The organism is Psychrobacter sp. SC65A.3 (assembly GCF_025642195.1).
GTDB lineage: Bacteria > Pseudomonadota > Gammaproteobacteria > Pseudomonadales > Moraxellaceae > Psychrobacter > Psychrobacter cryohalolentis.
Genome location: NZ_CP106752.1, coordinates 1,510,107 through 1,535,855 on the forward strand (window position 1 = coordinate 1,510,107; position 25,749 = coordinate 1,535,855).

25 protein-coding genes are annotated in these 25,749 nt (G+C 42.1%); 14 read left to right on the forward strand and 11 right to left on the reverse strand.

The features are described from left to right. Nucleotides 1–15 precede the first annotated feature (15 nt). From OEG80_RS06435 to mtnP, 5 genes are all read left to right on the forward strand, one after another. The gene (locus tag OEG80_RS06435; RefSeq protein WP_263242419.1) at nucleotides 16–552 is read left to right on the forward strand and encodes a peroxiredoxin-like family protein; all 537 of its coding nucleotides are present in this window, start codon (nucleotides 16–18) and stop codon (nucleotides 550–552) included. A gap of 112 nt (nucleotides 553–664) precedes the next feature. Further along, nucleotides 665–1,354, forward strand: a complete 690-nt coding sequence (locus OEG80_RS06440; RefSeq protein ID WP_263242420.1) for a glutathione S-transferase family protein — start codon at nucleotides 665–667, stop codon at nucleotides 1,352–1,354. 190 nt (nucleotides 1,355–1,544) lie between these two features. Beyond that, the gene (locus tag OEG80_RS06450) at nucleotides 1,545–2,456 is read left to right on the forward strand and encodes a haloalkane dehalogenase (RefSeq protein WP_263242421.1); all 912 of its coding nucleotides are present in this window, start codon (nucleotides 1,545–1,547) and stop codon (nucleotides 2,454–2,456) included. Nucleotides 2,457–2,707: 251 nt separating this feature from the next. Further along, nucleotides 2,708–3,181, forward strand: a complete 474-nt coding sequence (locus tag OEG80_RS06455) for a GFA family protein (RefSeq protein ID WP_263242423.1) — start codon at nucleotides 2,708–2,710, stop codon at nucleotides 3,179–3,181. 47 nt (nucleotides 3,182–3,228) lie between these two features. After that, nucleotides 3,229–4,122, forward strand: coding sequence for an S-methyl-5'-thioadenosine phosphorylase (gene mtnP / locus OEG80_RS06460; RefSeq protein ID WP_263242424.1), 894 nt, complete (start codon nucleotides 3,229–3,231; stop codon nucleotides 4,120–4,122). 132 nt (nucleotides 4,123–4,254) lie between these two features. Here mtnP and OEG80_RS06465 read toward each other — a convergent pair whose 3' ends face one another. The 5 genes from OEG80_RS06465 to arsS form a co-directional block, all read right to left on the reverse strand. After that, complete coding sequence (locus tag OEG80_RS06465; protein WP_263242426.1) at nucleotides 4,255–5,310, reverse strand: methyltransferase domain-containing protein; 1,056 nt, start codon at nucleotides 5,308–5,310, stop codon at nucleotides 4,255–4,257. 109 nt (nucleotides 5,311–5,419) lie between these two features. Next, entirely contained in the window at nucleotides 5,420–6,043 is a 624-nt protein-coding gene (locus OEG80_RS06470; RefSeq protein ID WP_263242427.1) for a TIGR04282 family arsenosugar biosynthesis glycosyltransferase, read from the reverse strand. 102 nt (nucleotides 6,044–6,145) lie between these two features. Continuing rightward, complete coding sequence (locus tag OEG80_RS06475) at nucleotides 6,146–6,886, reverse strand: TIGR04283 family arsenosugar biosynthesis glycosyltransferase (RefSeq protein WP_263242429.1); 741 nt, start codon at nucleotides 6,884–6,886, stop codon at nucleotides 6,146–6,148. A 17-nt stretch (nucleotides 6,887–6,903) separates the two neighbouring features. Then, complete coding sequence (locus OEG80_RS06480) at nucleotides 6,904–7,713, reverse strand: DUF547 domain-containing protein (protein ID WP_263242430.1); 810 nt, start codon at nucleotides 7,711–7,713, stop codon at nucleotides 6,904–6,906. An 83-nt stretch (nucleotides 7,714–7,796) separates the two neighbouring features. Further along, nucleotides 7,797–8,765, reverse strand: a complete 969-nt coding sequence (gene arsS, locus OEG80_RS06485; RefSeq protein WP_263242431.1) for an arsenosugar biosynthesis radical SAM (seleno)protein ArsS — start codon at nucleotides 8,763–8,765, stop codon at nucleotides 7,797–7,799. Nucleotides 8,766–9,435: 670 nt separating this feature from the next. Here arsS and OEG80_RS06490 point away from each other — a divergent pair. The 4 genes from OEG80_RS06490 (at nucleotide 9,436) to OEG80_RS06505 (ending at nucleotide 13,629) form a co-directional block, all read left to right on the forward strand. Next, nucleotides 9,436–10,911 (forward strand): DUF4331 domain-containing protein, encoded by a 1,476-nt coding sequence (locus OEG80_RS06490; protein WP_263242434.1) that lies wholly within the window; start codon nucleotides 9,436–9,438, stop codon nucleotides 10,909–10,911. Nucleotides 10,912–10,938: 27 nt separating this feature from the next. Beyond that, on the forward strand, nucleotides 10,939–11,220 hold the full coding sequence (locus OEG80_RS06495) for a hypothetical protein (RefSeq protein ID WP_263242435.1): 282 nt from the start codon (nucleotides 10,939–10,941) through the stop codon (nucleotides 11,218–11,220). 76 nt (nucleotides 11,221–11,296) lie between these two features. Further along, on the forward strand, nucleotides 11,297–12,487 hold the full coding sequence (locus OEG80_RS06500; RefSeq protein WP_149408334.1) for a tetratricopeptide repeat protein: 1,191 nt from the start codon (nucleotides 11,297–11,299) through the stop codon (nucleotides 12,485–12,487). Further along, nucleotides 12,484–13,629, forward strand: a complete 1,146-nt coding sequence (locus OEG80_RS06505; RefSeq protein ID WP_149408335.1) for a HupE/UreJ family protein — start codon at nucleotides 12,484–12,486, stop codon at nucleotides 13,627–13,629. The genes OEG80_RS06500 and OEG80_RS06505 overlap by 4 nt, the downstream gene beginning before the upstream one ends. 198 nt (nucleotides 13,630–13,827) lie before the next feature. On the opposite strand, the gene OEG80_RS06510 is transcribed toward OEG80_RS06505, so the two are convergent. The 4 genes from OEG80_RS06510 to OEG80_RS06525 all read right to left on the reverse strand — a co-directional run bounded on the left by OEG80_RS06510 (nucleotide 13,828) and on the right by OEG80_RS06525 (nucleotide 17,538). Beyond that, nucleotides 13,828–14,229, reverse strand: coding sequence for an ExbD/TolR family protein (locus OEG80_RS06510; protein WP_149408336.1), 402 nt, complete (start codon nucleotides 14,227–14,229; stop codon nucleotides 13,828–13,830). 54 nt (nucleotides 14,230–14,283) lie between these two features. Then, nucleotides 14,284–14,895 carry a MotA/TolQ/ExbB proton channel family protein gene (locus OEG80_RS06515; protein ID WP_149408337.1) on the reverse strand — a complete coding sequence of 204 codons (612 nt, stop codon included), beginning with the start codon at nucleotides 14,893–14,895 and terminating at the stop codon, nucleotides 14,284–14,286. Nucleotides 14,896–15,007: 112 nt separating this feature from the next. Further along, nucleotides 15,008–16,105 (reverse strand): energy transducer TonB, encoded by a 1,098-nt coding sequence (locus tag OEG80_RS06520; RefSeq protein WP_263240010.1) that lies wholly within the window; start codon nucleotides 16,103–16,105, stop codon nucleotides 15,008–15,010. Between the two features lie 437 nt (nucleotides 16,106–16,542). Further along, nucleotides 16,543–17,538, reverse strand: a complete 996-nt coding sequence (locus OEG80_RS06525) for a phosphatase PAP2 family protein (RefSeq protein ID WP_149408339.1) — start codon at nucleotides 17,536–17,538, stop codon at nucleotides 16,543–16,545. Between the two features lie 181 nt (nucleotides 17,539–17,719). On the opposite strand from OEG80_RS06525, the gene OEG80_RS06530 reads away from it, so the two are divergent. From OEG80_RS06530 to OEG80_RS06550, 5 genes are all read left to right on the forward strand, one after another. Beyond that, the gene (locus OEG80_RS06530; protein ID WP_149408340.1) at nucleotides 17,720–19,438 is read left to right on the forward strand and encodes a phosphoethanolamine transferase; all 1,719 of its coding nucleotides are present in this window, start codon (nucleotides 17,720–17,722) and stop codon (nucleotides 19,436–19,438) included. Nucleotides 19,439–19,480: 42 nt separating this feature from the next. Next, nucleotides 19,481–20,167 carry a response regulator transcription factor gene (locus OEG80_RS06535; protein WP_133104297.1) on the forward strand — a complete coding sequence of 229 codons (687 nt, stop codon included), beginning with the start codon at nucleotides 19,481–19,483 and terminating at the stop codon, nucleotides 20,165–20,167. A 93-nt stretch (nucleotides 20,168–20,260) separates the two neighbouring features. Then, complete coding sequence (locus tag OEG80_RS06540; RefSeq protein ID WP_149408341.1) at nucleotides 20,261–21,577, forward strand: sensor histidine kinase; 1,317 nt, start codon at nucleotides 20,261–20,263, stop codon at nucleotides 21,575–21,577. 173 nt (nucleotides 21,578–21,750) lie between these two features. Then, on the forward strand, nucleotides 21,751–22,194 hold the full coding sequence (locus OEG80_RS06545; protein ID WP_149408342.1) for a diacylglycerol kinase: 444 nt from the start codon (nucleotides 21,751–21,753) through the stop codon (nucleotides 22,192–22,194). Between the two features lie 47 nt (nucleotides 22,195–22,241). Next, nucleotides 22,242–22,961, forward strand: a complete 720-nt coding sequence (locus tag OEG80_RS06550) for a PAP2 family lipid A phosphatase (RefSeq protein ID WP_149408343.1) — start codon at nucleotides 22,242–22,244, stop codon at nucleotides 22,959–22,961. A gap of 254 nt (nucleotides 22,962–23,215) precedes the next feature. On the opposite strand, the gene OEG80_RS06555 is transcribed toward OEG80_RS06550, so the two are convergent. Both OEG80_RS06555 and OEG80_RS06560 read right to left on the reverse strand, forming a co-directional pair. Beyond that, nucleotides 23,216–24,355 (reverse strand): M14 family metallopeptidase, encoded by a 1,140-nt coding sequence (locus tag OEG80_RS06555; protein ID WP_149408344.1) that lies wholly within the window; start codon nucleotides 24,353–24,355, stop codon nucleotides 23,216–23,218. 327 nt (nucleotides 24,356–24,682) lie between these two features. Further along, entirely contained in the window at nucleotides 24,683–25,714 is a 1,032-nt protein-coding gene (locus OEG80_RS06560; RefSeq protein ID WP_263240011.1) for a hypothetical protein, read from the reverse strand. Between the last annotated feature and the right edge of the window lie 35 nt (nucleotides 25,715–25,749).

Consider the following 25,749-nt stretch of genomic DNA (forward strand, 5'->3'; position numbering starts at 1 on the left):
TCTAAAGGATAAATCATGCCATCAAATTACGCACAAAAAATTCAAGCCGGTGTCAAATTCCCCGATATAGACGTACAAATGCTAAATGGTGATATAAAGTCACTAGGTACGCCTGATAACGGTCATGACTGGAAATTGGTCGTGATGTATCGAGGTCAACATTGTCCGATATGTACTAAATACCTCAACCAGTTAGAAACCGTAAAATCGTCATTTGCTGATGCGGGTGTCGATATCATTGCAGTATCAGGTGATAGTAAAGAGCAATTAGAGAGTCATTTAGAAAAATTAGATATCGACTTCCCTATTGCCTATGGTCTGACTGTTGAGCAGATGAATACGCTAGGACTTTATATCTCAGAGCCACGTTCAGAGAAAGAGACCGATCATCCCTTTGCAGAGCCTGGTGTATTTGTGATTAATGCTGATGGAGAAATTCAAATCGTTGATATCTCCAACGCACCTTTTGCTAGACCTGAACTTGAAGCCCTTGCGAATGGTTTAGCCTTTATTCGAAAGAATGACTACCCTATTCGCGGTACGCATCGTTAGGCTCACTGTAAAAAATAATCCTTAATGACTGCATGAGTCTTTAAGGATTATTTGTATTTTTCATTGCTTTTATGATTGTCAAACTAAGACCTCCACAGGATAGGATCAGGTTATGCTCAAATTTTATTTTCATCAAACCCCAAACCCGATGAAAGTAGCTGTCTATCTCGAAGAGACTGGCTTGCCATATGAGTTGATCGCTATAGATACCTTAAAAGGCGAACAACATACCTCTGAGTATCGCGCTATTAACCCCAATGGTAAAACCCCGGCCATCGAAGATGATGGCAAACGTGTATTTGACTCTACTGCTATCTTGATGTATCTCTCCGAAAAAACAGGGAAATTAGCCGGTAAACCAGAAGATCGTGGCGAGATGCTGTCATGGTTGATGTTTATAGCGACAGGGTTAGGGCCGTTTTCTGGTCAATCTGTGCATTTTAGACATAAGGCACCAGAGAAAACGCCTTATGCTATCAATCGTTATCTTCGTGAAGCCGAACGTCATTACGAAGTGTTAGAGACCCACATGGAAGGTCGCGAGTATCTGGTTGGCGATGAGTATTCCATCGCTGATATTTCAGCTTGGGGGTGGATTGATAAAGCAACCGTAGTCTTAGGTGAAGAAGGTTTAGACAACTATCCTAATCTAAAGCGCTGGTTTGCAAATATAAGTGCTCGCCCTGCGGTCCAAAAAGCCCGAAATATTCCTAAAGGCATCGAGTTTAAGACCGAGTTTGATGATGTGGCAGCACGCGCGCTATACCCTCAAAACTTTGCTAAACCCGATAAGAATACCTAACAGCCAAAGAACGACTATCAAGTTAGAGGAATAATTGGCATAGGGTAAGAGTACGGAATATGATGCAAACATGATTAAGATTGGTGATGGCGATCCATTCTCATCGGGTTTTGTGGCGATCCAACCTAACTCTAAGATTCCATCAGCTGTGTAAGAATACGCGCTCATTTACCCAACTCAAGGACGAGACATGAAAATCCTCAGAACTCCCGATTCGCGTTTTGCAAACCTACCAGATTACAACTTTGACCCGCACTATCTAATGGTCGACGACAGCGAAGACAATGAGCTGCGTGTGCATTATTTAGACGAAGGACCAAGAGACGCTGATCCAGTGTTACTGTTGCATGGGGAGCCTTCATGGTGTTATCTATATCGTAAAATGATTCCGATACTGACTGCAGCGGGACACCGCGTTATTGCGCCAGACCTCCCCGGTTTTGGGCGCTCAGACAAACCCACATCTCGTACTGACTATACCTACCAACGTCATGTCAACTGGATGCAATCCGTACTCGACCAATTAGATCTGAATAACATCACTCTGTTTTGTCAGGATTGGGGTGGACTGATTGGTTTGCGTTTGGTTGCAGAAAATCCAGACCGATTTGCTCGGGTAGCAGCTGGCAACACCATGCTCCCCACCGGCGACCACGATCTAGGTGAAGGTTTTCGTAAATGGCAGCAATTCTCGCAGGAAACACCTCAATTTCATGTCGGAGGGACCATCAAGAGCGGTACCGTTACCAAGCTGTCACAGGCGGTGATCGACGCCTACAATGCACCATTTCCTGATGAATCCTATAAGGAGGGCGCTAGACAGTTTCCACTGCTTGTACCCTCGACGCCGGATGATCCTGCTTCAGAAAATAACCGCGCTGCATGGATTGAGCTGAGTAAATGGACAAAGCCCTTTATCACGCTGTTCAGCGATTCTGACCCAGTGACTGCTGGTGGCGATCGCATTATGCAAAAAATCATTCCCGGCACCAAAGGTCAAGCACATACGACTATTGCCAACGGCGGACATTTTCTTCAAGAAGACCAAGGTGAAAAAGTGGCTAAGCTTTTGGTCCAATTTATTTATGATAACCCGAGATAATTCATCATCACCCTAAGTGACTTAAAGTAAAAAATATAAAGAACTTTGCGCTATTTTCTATAATTTTTTGACAGCTTTTGCTTTTTGTTAGTCATGCTAAATGCTTCATTAAACCACTAGTTTATCTCTGCATCTTCTTTAACATAGATCCTATTCGATCATGATACTGAAAGCGACTACACTAATACGCTAGGATAGTGCTATATTTCAAAACAATAAATATCCACGCCCCTACTATTAAGGACTGACCAATGAGCAGAGAATTTACCCCACAAGAAGGCTCTTGCTCCTGTCATAGCAATACTTATACGATCAACAATCAGCCCATTGGACGCTTTATCTGCCACTGCACTATTTGCCAAGAATTCACTGGCCAAGCTTATAATGATGTGACGATTTTACTTAAACCCGATGTGAGTTCATTAAACCTTATCAGAACCAAATTTCGCCGTTGGAAACTCCCACCAAATATTAGCCGCGGACTTTGTACCCGTTGCAATAAACCCAGTATAGAAATGGCGTTGGGCGGCAATCTAATATTAATACCCACAACAAATTATCCTGATGTGGCGGCACTACCCAAGCCAACTATGCATCTATTTTATAATCGCCACACCAGCGATATAGAGGATGATTTGCCCAAGTACAACGGCTTTGTGCAAAGTCAGGCGATGATCTTGAAGGCGCTTGCTCAAGGTATGTATAAGAGAGTCAGTAAACGCTAGTAGTATTAACTTTGATACACTCTACCAATGATCATTTGGAGCCCAATATGACTTCAACCGCAGTAGAAATTACGGTAAATAACGCTGCCGATATCGCTATTATCGGCGGTAGCGGTCTGTATCAAATGCAAGCTTTGACCAATAAGCGCAGCGTTAAAATTGAGACACCCTATGGTGAGCCATCTGATGACATCGTGCTCGGTGAACTTAATGGCGTCACAGTTGCATTCTTAACGCGACATGGTCAAGGACACAGGTTAACCCCCTCTGAGGTGCCTTATCGTGCCAACATCTATGCCTTAAAGACTTTAGGCGTACGCTATATCGTCTCAGTATCAGCGGTTGGCTCATTGCAAGAGAAGCTGAGACCATTAGATATGGTCATTCCCGATCAAATGATTGATATGACCAAGCAGAGAGTAAGCACGTTCTTTGGAGATGGTGCGGTCGCCCATGTGTCAATGGCTGACCCTTTATGCCCTGAAGTAGCAGACATCTTGATGCGAGCTTATGACAACGCAAATATTGCCGATGGGCAGTGCCACGCAAAAGCCACCTATGTATGTATCGAAGGACCACAGTTTTCAACTCGCGCAGAATCACATTGGTATCGGCAGATGCAAGCGGACATCATCGGTATGACCAATATGCCAGAAGCTAAGCTGGCACGCGAAGCCAGTATCGCCTATGCCACATTGGCGCTAGTGACAGATTTTGATTGTTGGCATCCAAATGAGCAAGCCGTCAGTGCAGATTATGCTATACAAAATCTAATGAAAAATGCAGACAACGCGCAGCAAGTCATTAAGCAAGCCGTGGCATTAATTGCATCCGAACAGCCGAAATCCATCGCTCATACTGCTTTGACCCAAGCATTAGTCACGCCTGTTGAAGCGATGAGCGCAGAGACTAAGACAAGGCTTGCGGCATTGCTTCCGTAGAGGTTAAAACCTTAGACATCTATAATGTTTTTTCATATAAAAGAGGTCCTCAAACTATTTGAGGGTCTCTTTTATTTTTGACAGCCAGCTTTTTGGAGAGATAGCTTTTTCAACATCATACAGGTCTTACTGTTAGCAACAGCTTCCTGAATTAACAAACGGCCCAGACACTATGTCCGCTTGATGACCAAACGGTAGGATATCACCACAACCTGCGAAAATACCATAGTGGCGACTATCATCGCCAATAAAATCAAAATGCTTAGCAAAGCGTGACTCTTTTAGCATACGAAAAGTATTACCACAGACAGGGAAAACGCGGCCTGTCTCAATCGTATGATGTTTATCTAAATTAAAATGATGCGGTAGCTGGTCAATGGTTCCGTGATAAATGACTGCTTGACCGTGGTCTTCACAAGCATCTTCCAGCGTGGCAATCTTGAATAATCGATAAGTAGCGGAAAAAAACTGAATATCGCCAATCTTAGCAGCAAGTAGCGGATCGGTGATTTCAAGCGGACGATCTTCAACCAAACGCGGGTCTAAAAAATCAGCATGTCGTGCTAAGCGCTCAAAATCCTTCCAGTATAAGGCACCACTTAAACACTCTCCATAAAGGACAGGATCATTGACTAAATGCTGCGGTATACGGCGGTCTGCATAGACATCAGAGAAATAAAACTCACCGCCAGGCTTGAGCAAACGCTGCACACTGGCCATCACCGCTGCTTTATCAGGCGATAGGTTAATAACACAATTTGAGACAATGATATCGAAGCTATTGGGGTCTAAATTGAGCTCATCTAGCTTTTCGATGTAGCCCTTGAGAAAAGTCACATTGTCGTAGCCAAATTTATCCACATGATAATTTTGATGCTGCTTTGCAATGGCTAGTTGTTCATCTGTCATATCGACACCGACCACATGACCTGTACGTCCAACCAATTGTGCTAATGCATAGACATCACGGCCCGAACCGCAGCCCAAATCTAGGATACGGCAGCCTTCAAGTAGCGCTGGGCAGACCAAGCCACAACCATAATATCGACTTAGAACCTCATCATGAATATTCGCTAACAAAGGCTTTAACCAACTTGGCATATTGCTAATATCACAGCATGCTGACGTTTTCAAATCCTCAGTACTTTGTAGCTGCTTGCCATAATAATCTTGAACGACCTCATGCATAATAACTTCCTTGTTAATAATAAAACGGCTTAAGCAACCTTATTCAGCCCCCTATATCAGGGTCATCCTAAAGATAAGAAATATGAACCATATTTAAAGAACCAGCTAATCAAGAGCCTATTTTTTCAAGCCAACCTACGGGCAAATGTTTTAAATCTGTAGGCTCATCAATGTCGTGCAGTGGGTCTAATAACGCCAATGTCCAACTCAATGCTGCAATACGTTGTCGAGTCACTGCTGCCACGCTGGCAGTGCTCCACTCAATATCCGAAAATAAACTGGCATCAACTTGCTTAAACCCTAAGAGCACGTAACCGCCATCTGAGGCAGGAATCATGACCGTATCAGACTGTTCTAATTGCTGCACTGCATCTTGAATACGCACTGGCGTTAAGCTTGGGCAATCCGTGCCAATCAATACCACCTGTTTAAAAGTATTTAACGCTTGCCTGCTAGCAGCTAACATACGTAACCCTAAGTCATCATTTGCTTGCGCTGACCACTGCAATGACTCAGGTAAACCAAGCGTCTGCCAACATAAATCAGTTGGCGCTGGACTCACACACAGCTCGACGCTAAATCCGGTTGCTAGTGCCTGCTCAACGCTATGCAATAACAGCTGTTTTGCTATAAGTGATGCACCCTCAAGACCAAGCGCAGGCTGCAAACGTGTCTTTGCCATACCACGAGCGGGGAACTTGGCGAAGATAATAATAAGCGCGTCTGTTTGCATAGCATCTCTTGGCATAAGTATTTGAATTTTTATTATTACAAGTTGAAATGGTTTGAGCGTACTCTAGGACTCTTCACGGCTAATAAAGGCAATTGTTAGCTACTAAGTCTTATAATAACGCTGCTTAATAATATCAGCAGAGACACCGCGCCAGTAATCAAAACGCAGATGCCACATCAAACCTATCGTGCGCCAAGTTCCATATTGTTGCCAGCGCCGTGCCGAAGTTATTACCTTGCTTCGTAGACAAGCCGGCTTACCAACAGCTTTAAGACGTTTGCAAAGTTCAATATCTTCCATAAGTGGCTGCTGAGAGTAACCACCCAGCTGCTCAAAAAGTGGTTTTTTGATAAATATCGCTTGATCACCCGTTGCAATCCCACTAAATCTGGAACGCCAATTAATCATCTGACTGACTACCTTGAGCATCCATGCAGAACTGTCCAAACGCACATCGAAACGCCCCCACGCGGCGTGCCTGACGGCTGATGTAATATCAGCAATAGTGTGGTTCGGCAGCTGCGTATCCGCATGCAAAAACAACAACACGTCACCCGTTGCTAGCTCAGCACCTGCATTCATTTGCAGCGCACGTCCAGCGGCGGACTCTGTTATTTGCCAATCAATAACCTGTCCACTAATAACGGATGGACTGCTATCTATCAAACTTTCAATCAGTTCCTTGGTAATGGCAACTGAGTTATCTGTTGAACCGCCATCCACTAATATGACCTGATAAGGTGCTGGATTCAGATGAGCAAGATGATCCATCAATTTAGGCAAATTATCCGCTTCGTTCAATAACGGTATTACGATAGAGAGGGTGATTGGCACAGCAGTCATTTTTATTAACGCCCAATTTATTTCTTATTCAACCGCCAATCATAATTGGTATAACTGACTTTTATTTTACCCTGCTCTAAGGCCTTCACTTGAGTACTATTCATTCCTAATGCTTGACTATAACGTCCCAAAAATCCTGCAACGTCATTAGTACCGCGCCAACCCATCGTAAAATCTTCTTTGTACCATTTAAAAATTGGTGATACCTCAAGCGTATTGCCCTTCAAGCGATTACGGCTGCTGTCTGCCAAAAACTTACTGGTGACTTGCTCTAACTGCTTCTCTAAGCGCTTTCCAGTAAACGCATCGTCTAGGAGCGCAGGACAGCCAATGCTGGCACAATTAACCGCAAAGTGAATGCGTGGGTCGTTGTAACGCTTGGAGCCGCGAATCAGATTGTGTTCAATATCATCTAGCGAGCGTGTTTTACCCAATAGTGGAATAAAATTCTGCTTCCAAGGTGAGCTTAATACGGATCCAATATCTTTAATTGATTTGATATTTGGATACTTGGTGAGCACCAACTCCACCGTACCTGCATTATAGACATTGATTAAAAAGGCTAGTTGCTCAGCTTTATTCCAACCGTTAAATTCAGATTGACTGACCTTACTAGTGGCAGCCATATAGCTATCTAACTTACTTTTATCTGACTGCATGCCAACATAATCAACTACCGACGCTTTGCCAGCATTGGTCATGGTTACATGTTTATCTAGCAACGTATCCCAACTGCTGTGATTAAAATCCGCATAGGCGGCTGCGCTTGATAACAAAATAGCGGTGGCAATAGTCGTTTTGACTATTAAGTTATTGAATAATGACATGGTAGTAACTCCGCTTAAATAGATAGGTTTTTGCCTATCCTAATCTCATTTATTCCAGTTTTATCTAATCTACTCTAATAAAGCTATATAGCTGACTCTTCTAAAATACCGCCGCAGCTACTGCCCTGTCCTGCCGTACAACCATAGCAATGGTCCGCAATGGCAATATCATCACCTGCAGGATTTTGTGTTAATAAATCTCTTAGATGACGGCGGGCTTTGTTTGGTACCGGAATCTCAAGCTGCTGGTTGAAATCGCAATCAAATAATTCTCCCAGCCAATTTACGCTGATAGTCGAGCGACACATCAGTTCGGTTAAATTGGAGGCTACATAATTGGCTTTGAGTAAATCCATATAGGAATGGAACTGTTTTTTAGCCAATAGAACCGCACCAAAGCGCTGAATAGGCATATTGGTTAACGCAAATAGCTGATTAAACTCAATATCGAAGTGCGCTTTTAACTCGCGCTTATAATCCGCTTCTAGCTGCTGCTGATTGGGTGGTAGTGTCGCCCCTTGCGGGTTGTACACAAGATTCAATGTCAAATTCGAACCAGATTTACCATAACCTAAAGCATTAAGCTTGTGTAGCCCTAAAATACTGTCATCAAACGCCCCTTTACCGCGTTGCTTGTCTACGTTTTCTAATGAGTAACAGGGAAGCGAAGCAACAACCTCGACCTCATTGTCCGCCAAGAACTGCGCCATATCCTCATAACCTTCTACCATCAGAATCGTCAGATTGCAGCGGTCAATCACTTTGACACCCAGCGCTCGTGCCGCTTTAACCAAGTACTTAAAGTCTTCATGCATTTCAGGCGCGCCACCAGTCAAATCCAGTGTATCGATATTTTGCGCTTGTAAAATTTGTGGAATCAGCTCAACCAGCTCACGTGACATCATCTCTGTACGGTACGGACTGGCGGCAACATGACAATGCACACAGGACATATTGCATAAGTAACCCATATTCACTTGCAAGATTTTAAGCTCTCGCCTTTTAATATTAGGAAAATCAGTATCTTCGAGTAATTCAATGGTAGATTTCATAGTGGTATAGAATCCAGGTGTCAGTCTTCTTGATTATAAATGGACATCATTAAATTTTTGGTATAGATAGTGTTTGTCTTATAAATCTACTGCTTGTATAAAGCTAATCTAATTAATAATACCTTATTTTTTCTGATGCATTGCCATTAATCTTAGATTATTGAACATTGATAATGTTAGCTATATATAAGGACAAGATGAAGCTGCGATATTTTCAAAACTTTGAACGACTTAAAAGCGTGTGCCATTCTCTCCTGAATAATGAGCCTTTTTTATCAGCTTATTATTCCATTATCCTTGCTTTTCTTGCGCTAATATTCCATTTATTTCCCTTATGTTTTTAAGTAAATACCTTTATAAGTGATTTAAAAACGCTTTTGTAACAGAAAAACAACACTTATCCCAATAAATCCGATGAACGTTACGATAAACCCGATGAGTGCCATAATAAAATTCTTGCTTAAGCATATAGTTTTGTTTAACTTATTCAGAGGATAGTTTAGATATATTTATATATGGATTATATATAATAAAAATTTAAATTGTCTCAGGAACCTCTCGGAAATATTTCAAAATCAACCATTTAGTAATGCAATATCCAAGTATGTACCGTCTATATATTTATGATTTAAATACCCCTTAGCCCTCAAGTTTTTTTACAAGGATTCGTATGAAATATACTATACACGCTCTATTAGCAGCGATGGCTTTATGCGCAAGTGCAAGCGCTGTAGCCTCTAGTCACCGTGAAGCGCCCTCAATCACCAAAACGCCTAAAGTTGATGCCACTGACCTCTATATGTTTAACAGCTATGAGAGTGGCCGAGCAGATTACGTCACCATCATTGCTAACTATTTACCACTGCAAGACGCCTACGGTGGACCTAACTATTTTTCGTTAGATGATGATGCTCTATATGAGATCCACATTGATAACAACGGTGATGCGGTCGAAGACGTCACCTTCCAATTTGACTTCAAACAAACACTAAATAGCATCGAAATACCCTCAGGCGGTCCGTCAAATGTTGCGATACCATTATCTAACGCGGGCGATGCCTCAAACCCAGCTAACGTGCAAACCAGTGAAAGCTATGGTGTGACGATGGTTAAAGGTGATCGCCGTAGCGGCGCGCGTACACCACTGGGGAATTTTAACAAGCCATTTGACTATATCGGCACCAAGTCTTTTGCAGACTATCCAGGCTATGCAAGAGGCTTTATTCAACCGTTAAACTTAGGCACTTGTGGGGCTGGCAAGGTCTTTGTCGGTCAACGCGCTGAAAGCTTTGCTATTGATTTGGGTAGAGTGTTCGATCTGATTAATTTAAATCCATTAGGTCCACGTGACGGCGGGACAAACGTACTAGCAGATAAAAATATTACCTCGATTGCAATGGAGATACCTAAAGCTTGTCTCGTTAACGCCGCCCAAGTAGATTTAGGCAATAATAAGAGAGGTGTAGATCCTGTGATCGGCGCTTGGACGACTGCCAGTGTTCGTCAGGCTACCTTAGTCAATCCTTCACCTGCTTCTGGTATCAGTACCACTGCTAAGAAAGGTGGTGCATGGACTCAAGTTTCAAGATTGGGTATGCCGCTGGTCAATGAGGTCGTCATTGGTCTTAAAGACAAAGACAAATTTAACGCCTCAGAGCCAAAAGATGACGTGGCTAATTTCAAGAATTATGTGTTCTATCCTACGCTACCTGCCTTGATTCAAAAACTATATCCAAGTGCGCCAGCACCTACTAACTTCCCGCGTAACGATCTAGTCACTGCCTTTTTGACTGGTGTCCCAGGTGTCAACAAACCAGCTAATGCAAATGTAGTTCCAGGGGATATGCTGCGCTTGAATACTAATATTGCTGCAGTAGGTGCTGGTGCTCAAAACGATTTAGGTGTGATTGCTGGCGATAATGCAGGATTCCCGAACGGCAGACGGCCTGGTGATGACGTCACCGATGTCTCTCTAAGAGTAGCTATGGGTGTATTATGTACAATTAATATTTCTTGTGCTCCTGCTGATGCTAAAGCCGGTACAGCGCCACTTACTGATGGCGTGCGTAAAACCGCTGATAAATTTGATTCAGCCTTCCCTTATCTAAAAACCCCTAACCCTGGCGCAACCTCCCAGCCCCAGTAAGCTAAATCCACCCTAAGGAGAAACAAGATGCGTTATATATGTTTAGTCCTATTGATTACCGGGTCGACAGCTCTTACTGGTTGCTTCGGTGATAATGATAACAAGAACTTTGAGACAGGAAATCAGGGCAATCCCAATGTAGCAGCAGATCAAGCGAAGGCAAATCTAGCAGTCGAGAGAGTCTCTGCTGTGATCAACGCCAGTAAGGATGTAAATACCGACGAACCGCAAGACATTGATCGGATTATCCTTCCCGAAGCCAATCTAGCAGAGCCTGTTGCGGTAACAGGTGCCAACGCCTCGTTGTAATCTGACGTGATATAAACCTGACACCTGATCAAACTCTTGATCAGGTGTTTCTTTATGTTTTGAGCTGAGAGATCTTATGAACTGGATTAAGCCCTTTATTGGACTACTACCGTTATTACTTATCGGCAGCCCCCTTCTTCATGCTGCACCCTTTATTCCAAAAAGCGACCAACAAATTCTTGAGACCTTACCCACCGATTCACCGCCGCCGCGCTACTCAAACTCAGACAGCTTTTTGTCTAGTGCGAGCACAGCCAGTCCTGAGCAAACCAGTCAGCTTTTAGAGCGCGCTTACTTACAGGGTGATCCACGTGCGCTGGGTCAAGCCCGAGCGCAGCTGGATCAAATAAAGGATCCGGATGTAGAAACCCTCATGTTACGAGCACGAGCATTGCAGGCAGATCACAAGTTCTCCGAAGCAAAAGCACAGCTAAAGCAGATATTAAGTAAAGATCCTGCTCATGCAGATGCGCTGTTGACACTCTCTTCTCTGCTTGTCGTACAAGGTCAGTTTGAGGAGGCAATAAGCTACTGTACAAAGCTCGATGATGCTTCTCTACGTGTCTATCAATTGGCATGTATGGCTCAAGTGCAGAGCATGACCGGTCAACTGACGCAAGCAAAGCAAACCCTGAATGGGCTCGCCAATCTTGCGCCCGGACTCGATGCATCGACCGCACGCTGGATTTACCTTATTCAGGCAGACGCTGCACTGCGTAGCAAGGATGTTGCGCTTGCTACTCAAGTCTTTAGTGTGATGGACACTCAAACTGTACCCGCACTCATGGCACGCGCTGATTGGCTATTAAAACAAGGAGACTATGAAAAAACGCGGCTATTGCTTCAGGATCATACTGACAAAGACGCGCTATTGCTAAAGCTCATCACGGCTCAAATTCAACTGGGGGATCCTAACGCTCAGCAAAACTTAGGACTTATGAAAGAACGCATCGATGTATGGAAGATACGTGAGGAAAATGCCCACATGCGTGAACAGGCTACTTATGCCCTACTTGCTAACCAAATTAACCCAGCGCTGCAATTGGCTCGCGAAAACTGGCAACAACAGCGCGAAACGGCTGACATCGTGATCTATGCGACAGCAGCCATCAAAGCCGGTAGCAAAAAAGACATTGAGCTATTGCGCCAGTTTATGACAGACACACAATTTGAATACCCGGCACTTGAGCGCGACCTACGCTTAGGTAAAATCAACAGTTCAAGCAAGCAAGTAAGTAAGTACGTAAGCAAGGAGACAACTTCATGAGCGCATTTATCAGGCTCATTTGGAGTCACACTTATCGTTATCTGACTTTATTCTTATTGGTGCTGACGTCTACGGCACTACAAGCACATGAATCTAGTACGGCTTACTTAAACTTAGAGCCCCTGAGCTCGTCGAGTACAGCAGATACTGCTTATAAGGCTAAGTACGAGCTATCGCTTCGAGACTTAGCTTTGCTGATAGATATAGACTCAAACCAAGACAGTCAAGTAAGTTGGGCAGAGGTCAAATCACAGACGACGCTTATAGAACAGCTTATTGCTGCTCAGGTGACATTAGCAGCGGGCGATCAATCCTGTCAAACCACAAACTTTGCGCCACTAGCGATTAATACGCGTGGTGGCTTTAATTACTTACATACCGAATTTGAGTTGGGCTGCGCTGCTCCTATCTCAGAGCTTAACTATCAAGTTCTGGCAGGTATCGATGCTAACCACCGCTTGATACTGACGCAAGCTGGTAGCGAATTACCGGTTCAAGTATTGACTGTTGGACAAACTTCATTAGGTGCCGGGACAGACTCTGGCTGGCTCTCTACGGCGACAAACTTTTTGAAAAGTGGGATACACCACTTGCTGATCGGCTGGGATCATCTATTGTTTTTGTTTGTCCTTTTAATACCAGCAGTTTACGTGCGTAAGCAAAAACAATTGGTTGCCGTTGCCAAGCCGCGAGCTGCATTACTTGAGGTATTTTGGATTGCAACGTCCTTTACGCTTGCGCACTCAATTACCTTGAGCCTAGCTGCTCTTGGTATCGTTAGTATACCTGCCCGCTTTATCGAATCTTTAATTGCTCTGTCCATCGCATTCGCTGCGTTAAACAATCTGGTACCAATGTTACGAGTGCGAGCCGTCTATCTGGCCTTTGTTTTTGGTCTGATTCACGGGTTTGGCTTTGCCAACGTGCTCGTAGATTTGCCACTAGCAACAAGTGAGCGCGTATTAGCATTATTAAGCTTCAATATAGGGATTGAGCTAGGACAACTAGTATTCATTGCCATAGTATTTCCGATCGCGCTGTTATTACGTCATACGCGTTTTTATAAATCGGTTATATTTTATGCTGGCTCTTTTGTTAGTATCGCCATTGCATTGTGGTGGTTTTTTGAACGAATAACGTGATTAAAACGTTAAAATACATATAGGTTGTTCAACATAACATCGATACGTTATTGAATAATTTCGACTAGTTTTACAGTGATTCCACTATGTTTGCTTTTATCATAAACACGGTTTAAGACATTAAAGAAGGGGCTAAGATTAATAATCTTAGCCCCTTCTTAATTTCAAGAGGAAATTTTGTATTCTATAAATGGCTATTTATTCAGTGACAAAAGCAACCTTAGTCAAACCCGCAGTACTGGCAGCAGCCAGCACTTGCGCCACCATATCATAACGGGTGTCTTGATCTGCCCGCAGATGAATATTCGGATTAGCACCGTCTTTTGACGCTTCTTCAAGCCGCAATTGCAATTGCGCTAACGTCAGCGCTTCCTCATCCAAAAATAGACCATTGTCTTTATCAATGCTTATTTGCAATATCTCATCAGGCAAGCCGCTTACTGTGGCATTGGTATCAGGCAGATCCAGTGGTACGGTTGGATTCATCACCGTGGCTGTGACCAAAAAGATAATCATCAGTACCAGCATAATATCAATGAGCGGAATGAGATTCATCTCGCTCATACCTTGGGTCTCTTCATCACCTAGATGGAATGCCATACCTGCCTCCTTATTTTTCTTTATTCGTCAGTTTATCGAATGAATAGCCACTGTCTATACTTTGGCACCAGTTGCTTCAACGAGAGTTGCTTTGCTATTTGCTAGCATACTCGGCCGCATTGACTCGCCTAATAGACCATGCGCAATGTCATTGGCTCTATACAAGATTCGGCGATTCATACGCGTAATGACGTTATAGAAAATCACCGCAGGAATCGCGACCGCAAGACCTAGACCAGTCATAATAAGCGCTTCACCTACTGGGCCCGCTACTTGGGCAAGTCCTGCCTGCCCACTATCACCAATACTACGTAGCGCATGGAATATGCCCCACACTGTCCCAAATAGCCCAATAAAGGGGGCAATAGCAGCAGTCGTACCGAGCAGTGGTAACCCTTGCTCGCTTTGATAACGATATCGACCAATCTGCTGTAATAACATCTGTTCGGTGAGAAGCCTGCGCTCTTCTGGGCTAGCTTGCAAAGTGGGCGGTATCTGATTGTGTATTTGCTGAGATAAGTCAACGACGACGGTTTTAGCCAACTGATGGCTATAGTACAATCGTAAAATCCCTGTCACCCAAGACACAATCGACAAAGCAAATAATGCGAAAAACAAACTCTTAGTAATGATATCTGTATATTGCCAATAATCTGTAAAATCCATATAGGCTCCTAAAAGCAGTTAAGTAGCTAGTGAGGCTGACAATACATTTTTTATGAACACATTCTTCATATAGTCGGTTTAATCAAAAAAGGAAAACGAGCTATTACTTAGATTAAGGTCGCTCATATATTAATGACATCGGTACAATGCCATTAACAGGTCGCTCATTTTGTTGGAACGGTTTAAGTTGTCCTGCTCTGACTTGAGTCATCGCTGCAATATCAACAATCTTATTACCCGATGATTCGAGCAATTGCACATCCGTAATGTAGCCGCTTTTATCGACATGAAGCTCTAATAATACAGTGAAGATATCGCCTGATTGACTAGTCACTTCACGCCAAATCGCCGACGGTAGGTCTGTTTCAGGTTTCTTCTGATCAAGCCAGCTGGCTTGCTCCTCCAAAAAGTCAACTGCCTCATCATTGAGATTAAGCTGTTTTCGTTTCTCATTACTCTTGCCAGCCTGCGCTTGCAGCAGCTCTTGCCCTGCGCGTTTTCTACCTTCTTGCCACTGACGTGCTTGATCACGATTGAATTGTGCTGTCACCGATCGGATTAACGACGCTATATCTATTTCTTCTTCAGCCTTAATCCTAACTGTTTTTCTCGTCTCTTTTATGACCAGCCCTTGCGTTGACATATCTGTTGATTCAGGGCTGACCTGTTCTGTCATCGCTTGAACCAAGGCTACAAGATCCTGTTCTTCTTCCGTCATTTTTTTGGCAATTTCTTCCGATTCTTTGGTCGTATTTTTCTGTACCAAGACTGGCAGTTGAGTTTCTTTTGTTATCTTAGTCTTTTCTGGATTTGACTGATTTTTTATTGGATCAGAACTTAAAGGTTTGATAGAATTTAGCGGTTTACTAAAGGTTGGCTTTGACACAGCATTTACTGACTTAGCTTCTACCTGTTTAGTATCTGATAGTTCAGCAGATTTTTTCTCTGATTGCGGCAGTCGTTGATGAACAGAGTTAGATTTTGTAAGGATATTTTCGGCACGACGTTCTGCAGTAGCCGCTGCGGATGATTTTGGCAATGTCACTAGCTCTAATTGGATTGCCTGAGGCTTAGCCGCTTTAGCCTCCAAAATTTCAGGGCTATCCATAGATATCACAGCCCATACAGTAAGACCGTGTAATATAATCACAAAGATAGTTATCCAAGCACTGATAGAGCCGCTGAGACGGGTAAATGGATTTAGTATCATGATGATTTATTAGGCAGCCTATTAGAAATAGCAGTTGAATAATTGTCCATCAACGATAGCAAATATTTGCCTATAAGCGTCAGATTATATAGTAATTTTTATGGAGTGCTGAAGTAGCTTATTGTGCTTACAGTAATGAATGTATCTATTGTAAGAGCAGGACTGATATTACAGCCGGCTTTCATTATTAGTGAGGCGCTTATGAGTGACAAACTGGTCGCAGTGTTGCTAAAAATTGCACTGAGGCTTTGGGTTTATATGTAGTTTATGCCCACATTAAACTGCTACCACAGAAGGTAAGACGCTTTATTAATTTTATGAACGGGTATTATGGTTCACCACTGTACTGGGACAAGCCTATGACTAAAAACTAGCCATCATTATTAATGTTAAATATGAACGATACTATTTTTTTGGCGTTAATACCTTGAATTTACTTAGATTAACAATGGCAACTGATAAAATTCAGCATATATCGAGGTGCCGATCAGTACACATACAATATTGAGCCAGACCAGACGAACCTGAGTAACTGACCAACTTATCTGCCAATCAATTTTGTCACGCGTCCTTAGCCACTCTGTCACACTAATCGCTACTGTTAGCCATAATGCGCCTACCAAATAACCTCCCAGTACATCGCTCAAATAATGCTCATTCAGCAAAATCCTGCTTAATCCTACCAACAGTGAGAAAAAGACAGTAATCACAGCTATCCGAACTTGCGTGGCAAAGTTGCGACTAAAACGAATAGCCATGTAAGCCAAGAATCCATATAACGCAACCGTAACCGTCGCATGTCCACTGGGAAAAGAATCTGTCTGCTCAAACAATAAAATATCTACTGGTCGCGTGCGATGAAATAATAGTTTACTAAGGAAAGTAAATATCGTACTTCCTAAAGTGGCTATTAAGAACCCTACCAATATATAGGGTTGGCGAATCACCCAGCATAGGATACAGACTAGCAATACAATTAAACAGGTCGTTGCAGTAGAGGCAAAGCTAGTAATAAAAATAAAAAGCTTCACTACAGGCGACTCACTCAGCATACTCATCTGCTGTGACACGAAAAAATCCGTTGCCACAATAGCATCTGACGTAACCACATCTTCAACCAAACCAAAAAACAAAGCTAAGATATAACCCATGACTAAAAATAAAACCGTCAGAGGCAATCCATAAAAGTGCTGTACAGTGAGCCTTTGCAACGAAGCATGATACAGTTTTGGATAGTTATTTTTTAAGCGAGTGAGTTGTTTGCTTTTTCCAAAATATTGTTCGAGCACCGTCCAATATGTCGGCACCTGATTCAGTACCTTCTGACCATAGCGAATTATCACATACTGTAAAACCCATAAAACAACCACCACTAATAGAATAAAGACTCCTAAAAGGAACAACTGCTGATTTTTTTGGATGAGCGTAATCATGAATGAGAAGTCTCTTTTACAGCCGTTTTTGTGAGTATTTCATGAGTTTTTAGAGTATCAGATACAATCTGTATCTTCATTAGCTATTATGCATTTAATCTAGGCTTCTTAACATCTTCTTAACAGGGTAATTGCTACCTTAGAGAATAAAATTTATCTCACTCTATTAAGAAGTCTGTGTATGTCAAAACACTTAATTACCGATCTAGCCATTGCAGAAACCCATAATATAAGTCTTGCTAAAAATAATAATGCAACCTTCGATAAAAATAAATTTTATCATCGTGAAGTCAATCTTACTTATCTGATTATAGTGGTTACGCTCTATCTCGTTGCTACTGCAAATATTGGCTTCTTTAAACAAGTATTAACGATCTATCCGTTTGCTGATAACATTGGTTTTATCGTTTCTCTGACTGGCTTACTGTTTGGGCTGATGTGGTTATTGTTTCAGCTATTATGTTATCGACCGACGGCAAAAGTAGTGCTTATTGCTATGGTGCTGATTGCGGCAGTATGTGGTTACTTCACCGATGCTTATGGAACGATATTTGACACTGGCATGTTGGTTAACAGCTTGCAGACAGACCAAGCAGAAGCGATGGGTTTGATAGCACCAAGCTTTATTGTTCGACTGCTACTATTGGGTGTGCTACCTGCTTTCTTAATTAGTAAGATTCGTATAAAGCGTTTGTCTATAGTTCGCTCAATCGTGCAAAAGGCAATCACCTTGATAACGTCTATTGCGATAATAGCGGTTTGCCTATTACCATTTGGAGATCAATACGCCAGCTTTTTCCGCCAGCATAAAATAGTGCGTAGTTATACCAATCCTATTACCCCTGTTTATTCTGTTATCAAACTCGGTACCGATTACGTCGATGAGCTACGCCGCCCCGATACCTTGATACTGCATGCGCCAGATGCAAAGCGTACCGCAGCCGTCAGTAGCACAACGAAACCTAAACTGATGGTTTTCGTAGTCGGTGAAACGGTTCGCGCTGACCATATTGGTTTGAATGGCTATAAACGCGATACGATGCCGTTACTTGCCAGCCAGCCGGATACCTATAGCTACAACCATGCGACCTCTTGTGGTACGTCAACTGCTTATTCAGTACCTTGCATGTTCAGTTATGCAAACCGAAGCGATTACGACGTTGACACTGCTGAATATAATGAAAACGTGCTTGATACCCTCAACAAACAAGGCGTTAATGTTATCTGGCGGGACAATAACTCTAGCTCTAAAGGCGTGGCAGATCGAGTCACCGTTGAGGACTATAAAACGCCTAAGCTAAATCCTAATTGTGATATTGAATGTCGTGATATTGGCATGTTGGACGGTTTTGATACTTTAGTTAAGTCGGACACAGGGGTCAAGACTACTGCGAAGCCACAAGATACACTGATTTTATTACATCAAATGGGCAATCACGGTCCTGCTTATTACCAACGTTATCCCAAGGAATTTGAAGAATACAAGCCAGTCTGTATGACCAACGAGTTATCTAAGTGTGATGCTCAATCCGTTATAAATGGTTATGACAATGCGATTCGCTATACCGATTACTTTTTAAATGCCGTTATAGATACGCTAAAACCCTATGAGCAAGACTATGATGTGGTGATGGTATATATTAGTGACCATGGGGAAAGTCTGGGTGAAAACAATGTATATTTACATGGTCTGCCGTACGGTATTGCGCCGAATGCGCAAAAACAGGTGCCAGTCATTATTTGGTCACCTAAAAACAATGGCATTAATCCTAAGAGTCTGTCTAATATGACCAATCAGCCAGTGTCACATGATTTTATTACGCCAACCTTATTGCATTTTTTTGGTATCACTACTCAAGAAGTAGCGTCAGAACCCACCTTTTTTAAGACTACCCATTAAACTTTTTTATTCAATTCACGCTTTTTGTAGATAGTAGCCATTATGTATAAGATACTTATTATTGAAGACAATCCTGATATCGTAGCCAATATCTATGCTTTTTTTGAGCCAAAAGGTTTCGAGTTGGACAATGCCCATAATGGTCTGAGTGGCTTAGCACTGGCATCAAGCAATCGCTACGATGTTATATTGCTCGACGTGATGCTTCCCGGTATGGATGGTACTAAGCTGTGCAAAACGCTTAGAGAAGAGCTGCATGATAAGACGCCCGTATTGATGCTGACCGCGCGTGATACTGTTTTAGATAAGGTTGCAGGGTTTGATAGTGGTGCGGATGATTATTTGGTCAAACCTTTCTCATTGGTTGAATTAGAAGCTCGCATCAAAGCATTAATACGCCGCCATCAAGATGAACATTTTCAGCACAATATAGAAGTTGGCAAGCTGTCTCTAAATACTGAGGAACACAGTATCAAACGAGAAGACAAACCATTAAAACTAACCCCAACGGGATTCAAAATCTTACACACTCTGATGATTGCCTCGCCTCGGGTAGTCAGTAAAACTGAGCTTGAGGAAAAAGTATGGGGACAAGATGTGCCAAGTAGTGATGCGCTTCGCACCCATTTGCATAGTGTACGTGCGCAAGTTGATAAACCGTTTGATAAAGTCATGATAGTAACAATGGCTGGTGTTGGTTACCAAATTATTGACCCAGATAAAGTTTGAAAATTCATAATACAATTTAAAGATTGAAGTTTACTATAAGTAGTTACGCCTGTACCTCCCTATATATTACCTGACTCTAAATAAGCACCTGCCATGTTCACTATAGAATCCATCGCTAATAAGTTTCGAATCTCCTATTTGTTATTTGCCTTACTGCTTTGCACAACGTTCGTCAGTATTTTTATGTACGCTGAGATGCGAATCGAACAGGACTTAGTGAAAGGACGTCTTTTACAACAGCTGCAACTTAGTCAAGAAAAAGAAGGTGAACAGGCGGCTTATACAGCAAATCCTGGTATCAAAATTTATCGTTATGACAGTGCGCCTGAAAATTTAAAAGCGATAGCAAACGGAACTGTTCAAGAGATGCAGGTAACCGTGAACAATCAAAGGGGCAACACTGAAACGAATCTTCATTTTTTTGCCCATCAACAAAATGAGCAAAAATATATTTTGACCTACTTAGAAGGGTCCGAGATGGTGATGGAAAACTATCCTGTTTTAGCCATCTTCGAAGAGTTAGAGGATATATTTGCAGATGCACTAAAAATTGCGGTTGTTTTGAGTTTGCTCATTGCAGCGCTATTCTCTTACTTATCCTCTAAGCAAATCATTAAGCCTTTACTAGATTTAAAGCAAGCCGTAGAAACCGATCATCAAAACCTCACCGACTTAACCCATCTACCCTCAGAAGTTGGGGTATTAGCACGCGCTATCGATGAAAAAAATCATAAACTAGAGCAATATCTAAAACGCGAGCAGCTATTTACTGGCGATGTCAGTCATGAATTGCGCACACCGTTGACCATTATCATGGGTGCATCAGAGGTATTAGCCTCACAACTTGAAGAGCACAGTCGCCTAAGCGAATTCGCCAACCGTATTAGTACGACCGCCAAAGAAACCTCTGAAATCATCAGCGCTTTATTACTATTATCGCGCGCGCCTGAACAGCTGGACACACCGCAAACCTCTATCAACACCATCGCCCTTAATGAAGTGACACGCTTAACATATTTGCTCCGCCATAAACCGGTAACTTGTAAAGTAGTCGCTGAGCAAGATTACATAGCAAATGTCCGCCCTGAGCTGCTAAAAATGGCATTGGGTAATTTAATAAAAAATGCGTTTCAATACACAGATGATGGTGAAGTCATTGTCACTATCGATGCTGAAAAAATTACGGTGACTGATACTGGTCTTGGTATTCCCGAAATTATGATGCCTTTACTCTATGAGAGATTTGAGCGTCTGAATGACATAAATACCAGCGATCAGGTAGAAGGTAGCGGTTTGGGTCTTAGCATTGTGCAACGTATCATGACTCATATGGACTGGGAGCTTATGCACCAAGACAATGCTACAGGTGGTAGTACATTTAGCATTTATTATAATAAATGCCGTATATAAGTCTTCACTGTATTTCATGAATCAACCAATCAATATTGTCTTAACGTTTTCTTAATATCCCCTGTTTTATACTGTTTTCATAAGAACAGTATGCTAATTTTTTGTTTGATTATTTTTTTAATTACTCAAAACATCTAGCGTAACTCAATATTAATGCGTATTAAGAATTCAATATGAATACAATCAACTCCGAATCAAAAAACCAAACGACGGCTACTCAACTGCTTGCACCTAATAGTTATGCCAGTCTTGCCAAAGGTAACAAAGGTCTTTCTCGTATTGTTAAAGCCGCCGGTTATTCTTTAGATGGTTTTAAAGCCGCTTATAAATATGAGGCGGCTTTTAGACAAGTATTCTGGCTTAATAGCGTCTTATTAATAGCAATCATACTTATCCCTTTTGATATCAGCATAAAAATGATGCTGACAATCACCTCTTTTTTATCCCTTATCGTTGAGCTGTTTAATACCGGTATTGAAGCCAGTGTTGATCATACCTCAACGAACCAACATCCACTCGCTAAAATAGCTAAAGATGTAGGTTCTGCGGCGCAATTTTTGGCGTTATTGCTTTTGTTTGTCTTATGGGTAATGGCGTTCTGGAACCTTTTATATTAAGTAAGATTCAAAAATTTTCGACTTAATATAATTTAAAAGGAGACTCAATGACGCTAGTAAAAAACACAACTGATTGGACGTGGCTCAAGCTGCTGTGCTTAACGATTATTGCGACATTGACGTTTGAGCACAGCCAATTTGATATTCGTATTAGTAATCTTTTTTATACGAATGGACATTGGCTTCTTGAAAAAGGTGCGCAGCCTTATAGATTTATCTTTTATGATTTTCCAAAATTATTATTAATATTATTTGGCGTCTATTTAATAATGGTATTAATTTGGCACTATTGGCAACGTCGATACACTAATACTGTGAATGCTAAAGTGTTTTTTATTAGACCAATCGCAGCATTGTCTAGCCGAGAGGTAGGTTATTTATTAATCACTATCATCATAGTACCTACGGTTATCGCAACCCTTAAGAGCTTTACCCATGTTAGCTGTCCAAATAGTTTATTTCTTTTCAATGGTGATTTATCATATCTCAATCTTTGGCAAAACATACTCGCTAAAACGCCTGCGAAGTGCTTTCCAGCGGCGCATGCCAGTGCAGGATTTTCTTTATATGGATTGGCATTTTTACCGACAGTACAAAAATATCGCTATAAAATTTTTATACTCGTCACAGTTTTAGGATGGACGATGGGGCTATATAAAATGGCATTTGGCGACCATTTTTTTAGCCATACTTTAGTCTCGATGTTGTTATCATTGACGCTTGCCTGCGCGCTTGCCAGCCTATTTTTCAGAAGGTCTTTAAAATAATAAACTTAGATATTTATGAGTTGCATTGTGATAATGCCATTGGAAGTTTGTTTTGGGGCTGGCTTGTAATATCTTAGATGATGATTGCTTTATTAATACAGTAATATCAAGTTTATAAACGAACGCCATTTGTGACTCAGCATCAATAAATAAGAAAAAGGTTGCGATCGCTATTTGTAATATAGCGATCGCAACCTTTTTATGATGGTTTTTCTTATGTGGTGTTATAAAATTAGGATTAGAGAAGCTGTTAACTAACGTAAATCATCAACTACCGCTAACATGGCAACTAGCGACGCTTCTCCTAATTTAATAGAACGCTCTGGTGACCAACCCGTATCTGCATCAGGTACATTATTGTTATCTATGAACGGCATCTCCAAAGTATTGGCTAGGCAGTCAAAACGTTCGGCCACCCAGTGAGTTGCGAGCGTCATATTCGCTGTACCCGGTGCATCAACATCATAGCCTTCTTCAGTCTGAAAGTCAGCACTGGCCAGCTTTAACACTTCTGAAAATCTATTACGTAGTCGCGCGAGTCGGTCATTATAATTAGGCGTCCCTTGAGAGCCAGCAAGGAACACAAAAGGTATCTCTTCGTCACCATGTACATCATAAAATAGATCAACGCCAGTCGCTTCCATTTTCTTAATAACATGAAACACTTCAGGGCTTTTTTCTAAACTCGGATTTGACCAGGCGCGGTTTAGGTTCGTTCCGACGGCATTGGTACGTAGGTGACCACGTACGCTGCCATCGGGGTTCATATTCGGCACAATATAAAAGTTTGCTTTGTCTAATAATAATTTGCCAGTCGCATTATCACCGTCTAATAAGCTATAAATGAGACCTTCGACCAACCATTCAGCCATAGTCTCACCAGGATGCTGACGCGCCGTGATCCAAATGTTGCGCTTACTCTCGTCACTACTGCTATCGCCATCACTAATTTTAACTAAGGTTAAGTCGCGCTTATCAAGCGTTTCACCTAAATGCTCTAACGTCACAAATGGGTGCATTTGTACAGCGGCTAATAAATCTTGATGACGCTCATAGCTGTAAGGGGCAAAAAAAGCAATTTGAATGGTTTCACATTCCATGTCTACGTTTATGGTCAGCTTGCCGTCTTTATAAGAGGTGGGCAGGCGGAACCAATACTCACGATCATAGGAAGCAACTGCTTGATAACTCTCCCACCCTCCAGAAAACGCGGCTTCCCCTGCATTTAGGATATTGAGCACATATTGCTCGCCAATCTGACCGGTTATACGAAAGTTAAACCATTGAAAAAACTCGCCACCGACGTCCGGACGAATAGCCAATTGGATATCTTTTTTGTCTTCTAAACTAATAACCTCAATATTGCCCGCGTCAAAATTTGCCGTGATATGCATAACCTGTCCTTAATCAGTTTTTATGGTAGTGCTTTAAAGAATATGTTGGAGTGTCAGATAGTGTAGCAGTCAACGCAAAAATGAGCTATACCGAAGAACGCTAAAGCTTAGATTTGGCATAGCCGTATATAAAAATCCCATTGCACCTGCTTGCAGTCACGCTAACAACCTTTTATCCTTTTGCTCTTTACTGCCATAAGTGACAAGCTTTATGCGCCTTTTCTGCAACCTGTTATATAAGTACTAACTATATAATCATGATTTAGACGATGGCATATAACTTTAAACGACATACTATTCAGCTATTCGGCTTAGAAATTATTTAGCTTAGAAGCTATATTTGGCCATGATTTCGACTTGCTGACCTTTCTTTACTTTCGATAATGTCTTATCGCTTCGATCTCGCCATTCAATACCAAAATCGAGATCTGGTAAATAATTATAAACAAGGTTTATACTTTTTACATTGACGGAAGTATCAGCCGCATCATCTACATTAATCTCGCCATAACGCATATTACTCAGAAGCTTCTCTGTAAATTTATGCCTATACCCTACCGTAAAGCCTGTTTGCGACACAAGCTCGCCGTTTTCAGCATCACAATCTATAGCTCCAGTTGTCCCAAGCATTTTTCCGACACATACTGTGGAATAGACGCCCATCCCTTCACCGTTGAATACGCTCGCATGTAATGAGTCGTTACCCAGTTTGAGTTTACCGGCCAAAGAAACGCCGACACCGACATCTGAATCGTTTCCATTTTTAGCCTCACGCGCAGTGACCGCTAAGTTATAGCTAAGATCAGATATGTTATTTTTATAGCTGACCACCATATCAGGCAGGTTAGCGTCCTCATAAACAGGTTGTTGAGCGGTAACACGAAACCCTTTATGAGTATAATGCACCGTTAGATCTGGACGGATATCAGCGCCCCCACCCGAGATGGTTCCTAATCCCGTACCCCTAAAGTCGAGCTGTTCAGTCAAAAGCGGGTAGACCGCCAAGAACTGCCCATTCCATGTCTTACCTACGGTCAAATCGTTGACCTGAACATAAGCATGGCGAAGTCGCAAGTCTGAACCGCCATTTGCGGCATTGCCATAAAAATCCCCTTCAATAAAACCCGTTAATTTTTTATCCTCTACCTTCTTAGTGGTTTTCAGATTAATCCGAGATTGCCGTGCATTGCCTTTGAACTCTGACTCGCCTTCATCTGGAGAATAAAATATACCCTCGGCTTTAACATAACCACCGATACTTAGAGTAGTATCTGCATTTGTGACAAGATCTATGGCTTGTGCTTGTGCACATACCCCAAGAACCGCCAAACCAAAAGACAACTTTTTGATATAAAGCATGATCTATACATTCCTTGTATTGTTTGAAAATTCCT

What these genes read in the sequence shown, in the direction of transcription:
- OEG80_RS06455 (WP_263242423.1), top strand. Translation starts at nt 2,708, where the DNA reads ATGAGCAGAGAATTTACCCCACAAGAAGGCTCTTGCTCCTGTCATAGC.
- OEG80_RS06440 (WP_263242420.1), top strand. Translation starts at nt 665, where the DNA reads ATGCTCAAATTTTATTTTCATCAAACCCCAAACCCGATGAAAGTAGCT.
- OEG80_RS06470 (WP_263242427.1), bottom strand. Translation starts at nt 6,043, where the DNA reads ATGCAAACAGACGCGCTTATTATTATCTTCGCCAAGTTCCCCGCTCGT.
- OEG80_RS06495 (WP_263242435.1), top strand. Translation starts at nt 10,939, where the DNA reads ATGCGTTATATATGTTTAGTCCTATTGATTACCGGGTCGACAGCTCTT.
- OEG80_RS06435 (WP_263242419.1), top strand. Translation starts at nt 16, where the DNA reads ATGCCATCAAATTACGCACAAAAAATTCAAGCCGGTGTCAAATTCCCC.
- OEG80_RS06510 (WP_149408336.1), bottom strand. Translation starts at nt 14,229, where the DNA reads ATGGCATTCCATCTAGGTGATGAAGAGACCCAAGGTATGAGCGAGATG.
- OEG80_RS06560 (WP_263240011.1), bottom strand. Translation starts at nt 25,714, where the DNA reads ATGCTTTATATCAAAAAGTTGTCTTTTGGTTTGGCGGTTCTTGGGGTA.
- OEG80_RS06450 (WP_263242421.1), top strand. Translation starts at nt 1,545, where the DNA reads ATGAAAATCCTCAGAACTCCCGATTCGCGTTTTGCAAACCTACCAGAT.
- OEG80_RS06540 (WP_149408341.1), top strand. Translation starts at nt 20,261, where the DNA reads ATGTTCACTATAGAATCCATCGCTAATAAGTTTCGAATCTCCTATTTG.
- OEG80_RS06500 (WP_149408334.1), top strand. Translation starts at nt 11,297, where the DNA reads ATGAACTGGATTAAGCCCTTTATTGGACTACTACCGTTATTACTTATC.
- OEG80_RS06505 (WP_149408335.1), top strand. Translation starts at nt 12,484, where the DNA reads ATGAGCGCATTTATCAGGCTCATTTGGAGTCACACTTATCGTTATCTG.
- OEG80_RS06465 (WP_263242426.1), bottom strand. Translation starts at nt 5,310, where the DNA reads ATGCATGAGGTCGTTCAAGATTATTATGGCAAGCAGCTACAAAGTACT.
- OEG80_RS06490 (WP_263242434.1), top strand. Translation starts at nt 9,436, where the DNA reads ATGAAATATACTATACACGCTCTATTAGCAGCGATGGCTTTATGCGCA.
- OEG80_RS06545 (WP_149408342.1), top strand. Translation starts at nt 21,751, where the DNA reads ATGAATACAATCAACTCCGAATCAAAAAACCAAACGACGGCTACTCAA.
- arsS (WP_263242431.1), bottom strand. Translation starts at nt 8,765, where the DNA reads ATGAAATCTACCATTGAATTACTCGAAGATACTGATTTTCCTAATATT.
- OEG80_RS06530 (WP_149408340.1), top strand. Translation starts at nt 17,720, where the DNA reads ATGTCAAAACACTTAATTACCGATCTAGCCATTGCAGAAACCCATAAT.
- OEG80_RS06475 (WP_263242429.1), bottom strand. Translation starts at nt 6,886, where the DNA reads ATGACTGCTGTGCCAATCACCCTCTCTATCGTAATACCGTTATTGAAC.
- OEG80_RS06525 (WP_149408339.1), bottom strand. Translation starts at nt 17,538, where the DNA reads ATGATTACGCTCATCCAAAAAAATCAGCAGTTGTTCCTTTTAGGAGTC.
- mtnP (WP_263242424.1), top strand. Translation starts at nt 3,229, where the DNA reads ATGACTTCAACCGCAGTAGAAATTACGGTAAATAACGCTGCCGATATC.
- OEG80_RS06515 (WP_149408337.1), bottom strand. Translation starts at nt 14,895, where the DNA reads ATGGATTTTACAGATTATTGGCAATATACAGATATCATTACTAAGAGT.
- OEG80_RS06550 (WP_149408343.1), top strand. Translation starts at nt 22,242, where the DNA reads ATGACGCTAGTAAAAAACACAACTGATTGGACGTGGCTCAAGCTGCTG.
- OEG80_RS06535 (WP_133104297.1), top strand. Translation starts at nt 19,481, where the DNA reads ATGTATAAGATACTTATTATTGAAGACAATCCTGATATCGTAGCCAAT.
- OEG80_RS06520 (WP_263240010.1), bottom strand. Translation starts at nt 16,105, where the DNA reads ATGATACTAAATCCATTTACCCGTCTCAGCGGCTCTATCAGTGCTTGG.
- OEG80_RS06555 (WP_149408344.1), bottom strand. Translation starts at nt 24,355, where the DNA reads ATGCATATCACGGCAAATTTTGACGCGGGCAATATTGAGGTTATTAGT.
- OEG80_RS06480 (WP_263242430.1), bottom strand. Translation starts at nt 7,713, where the DNA reads ATGTCATTATTCAATAACTTAATAGTCAAAACGACTATTGCCACCGCT.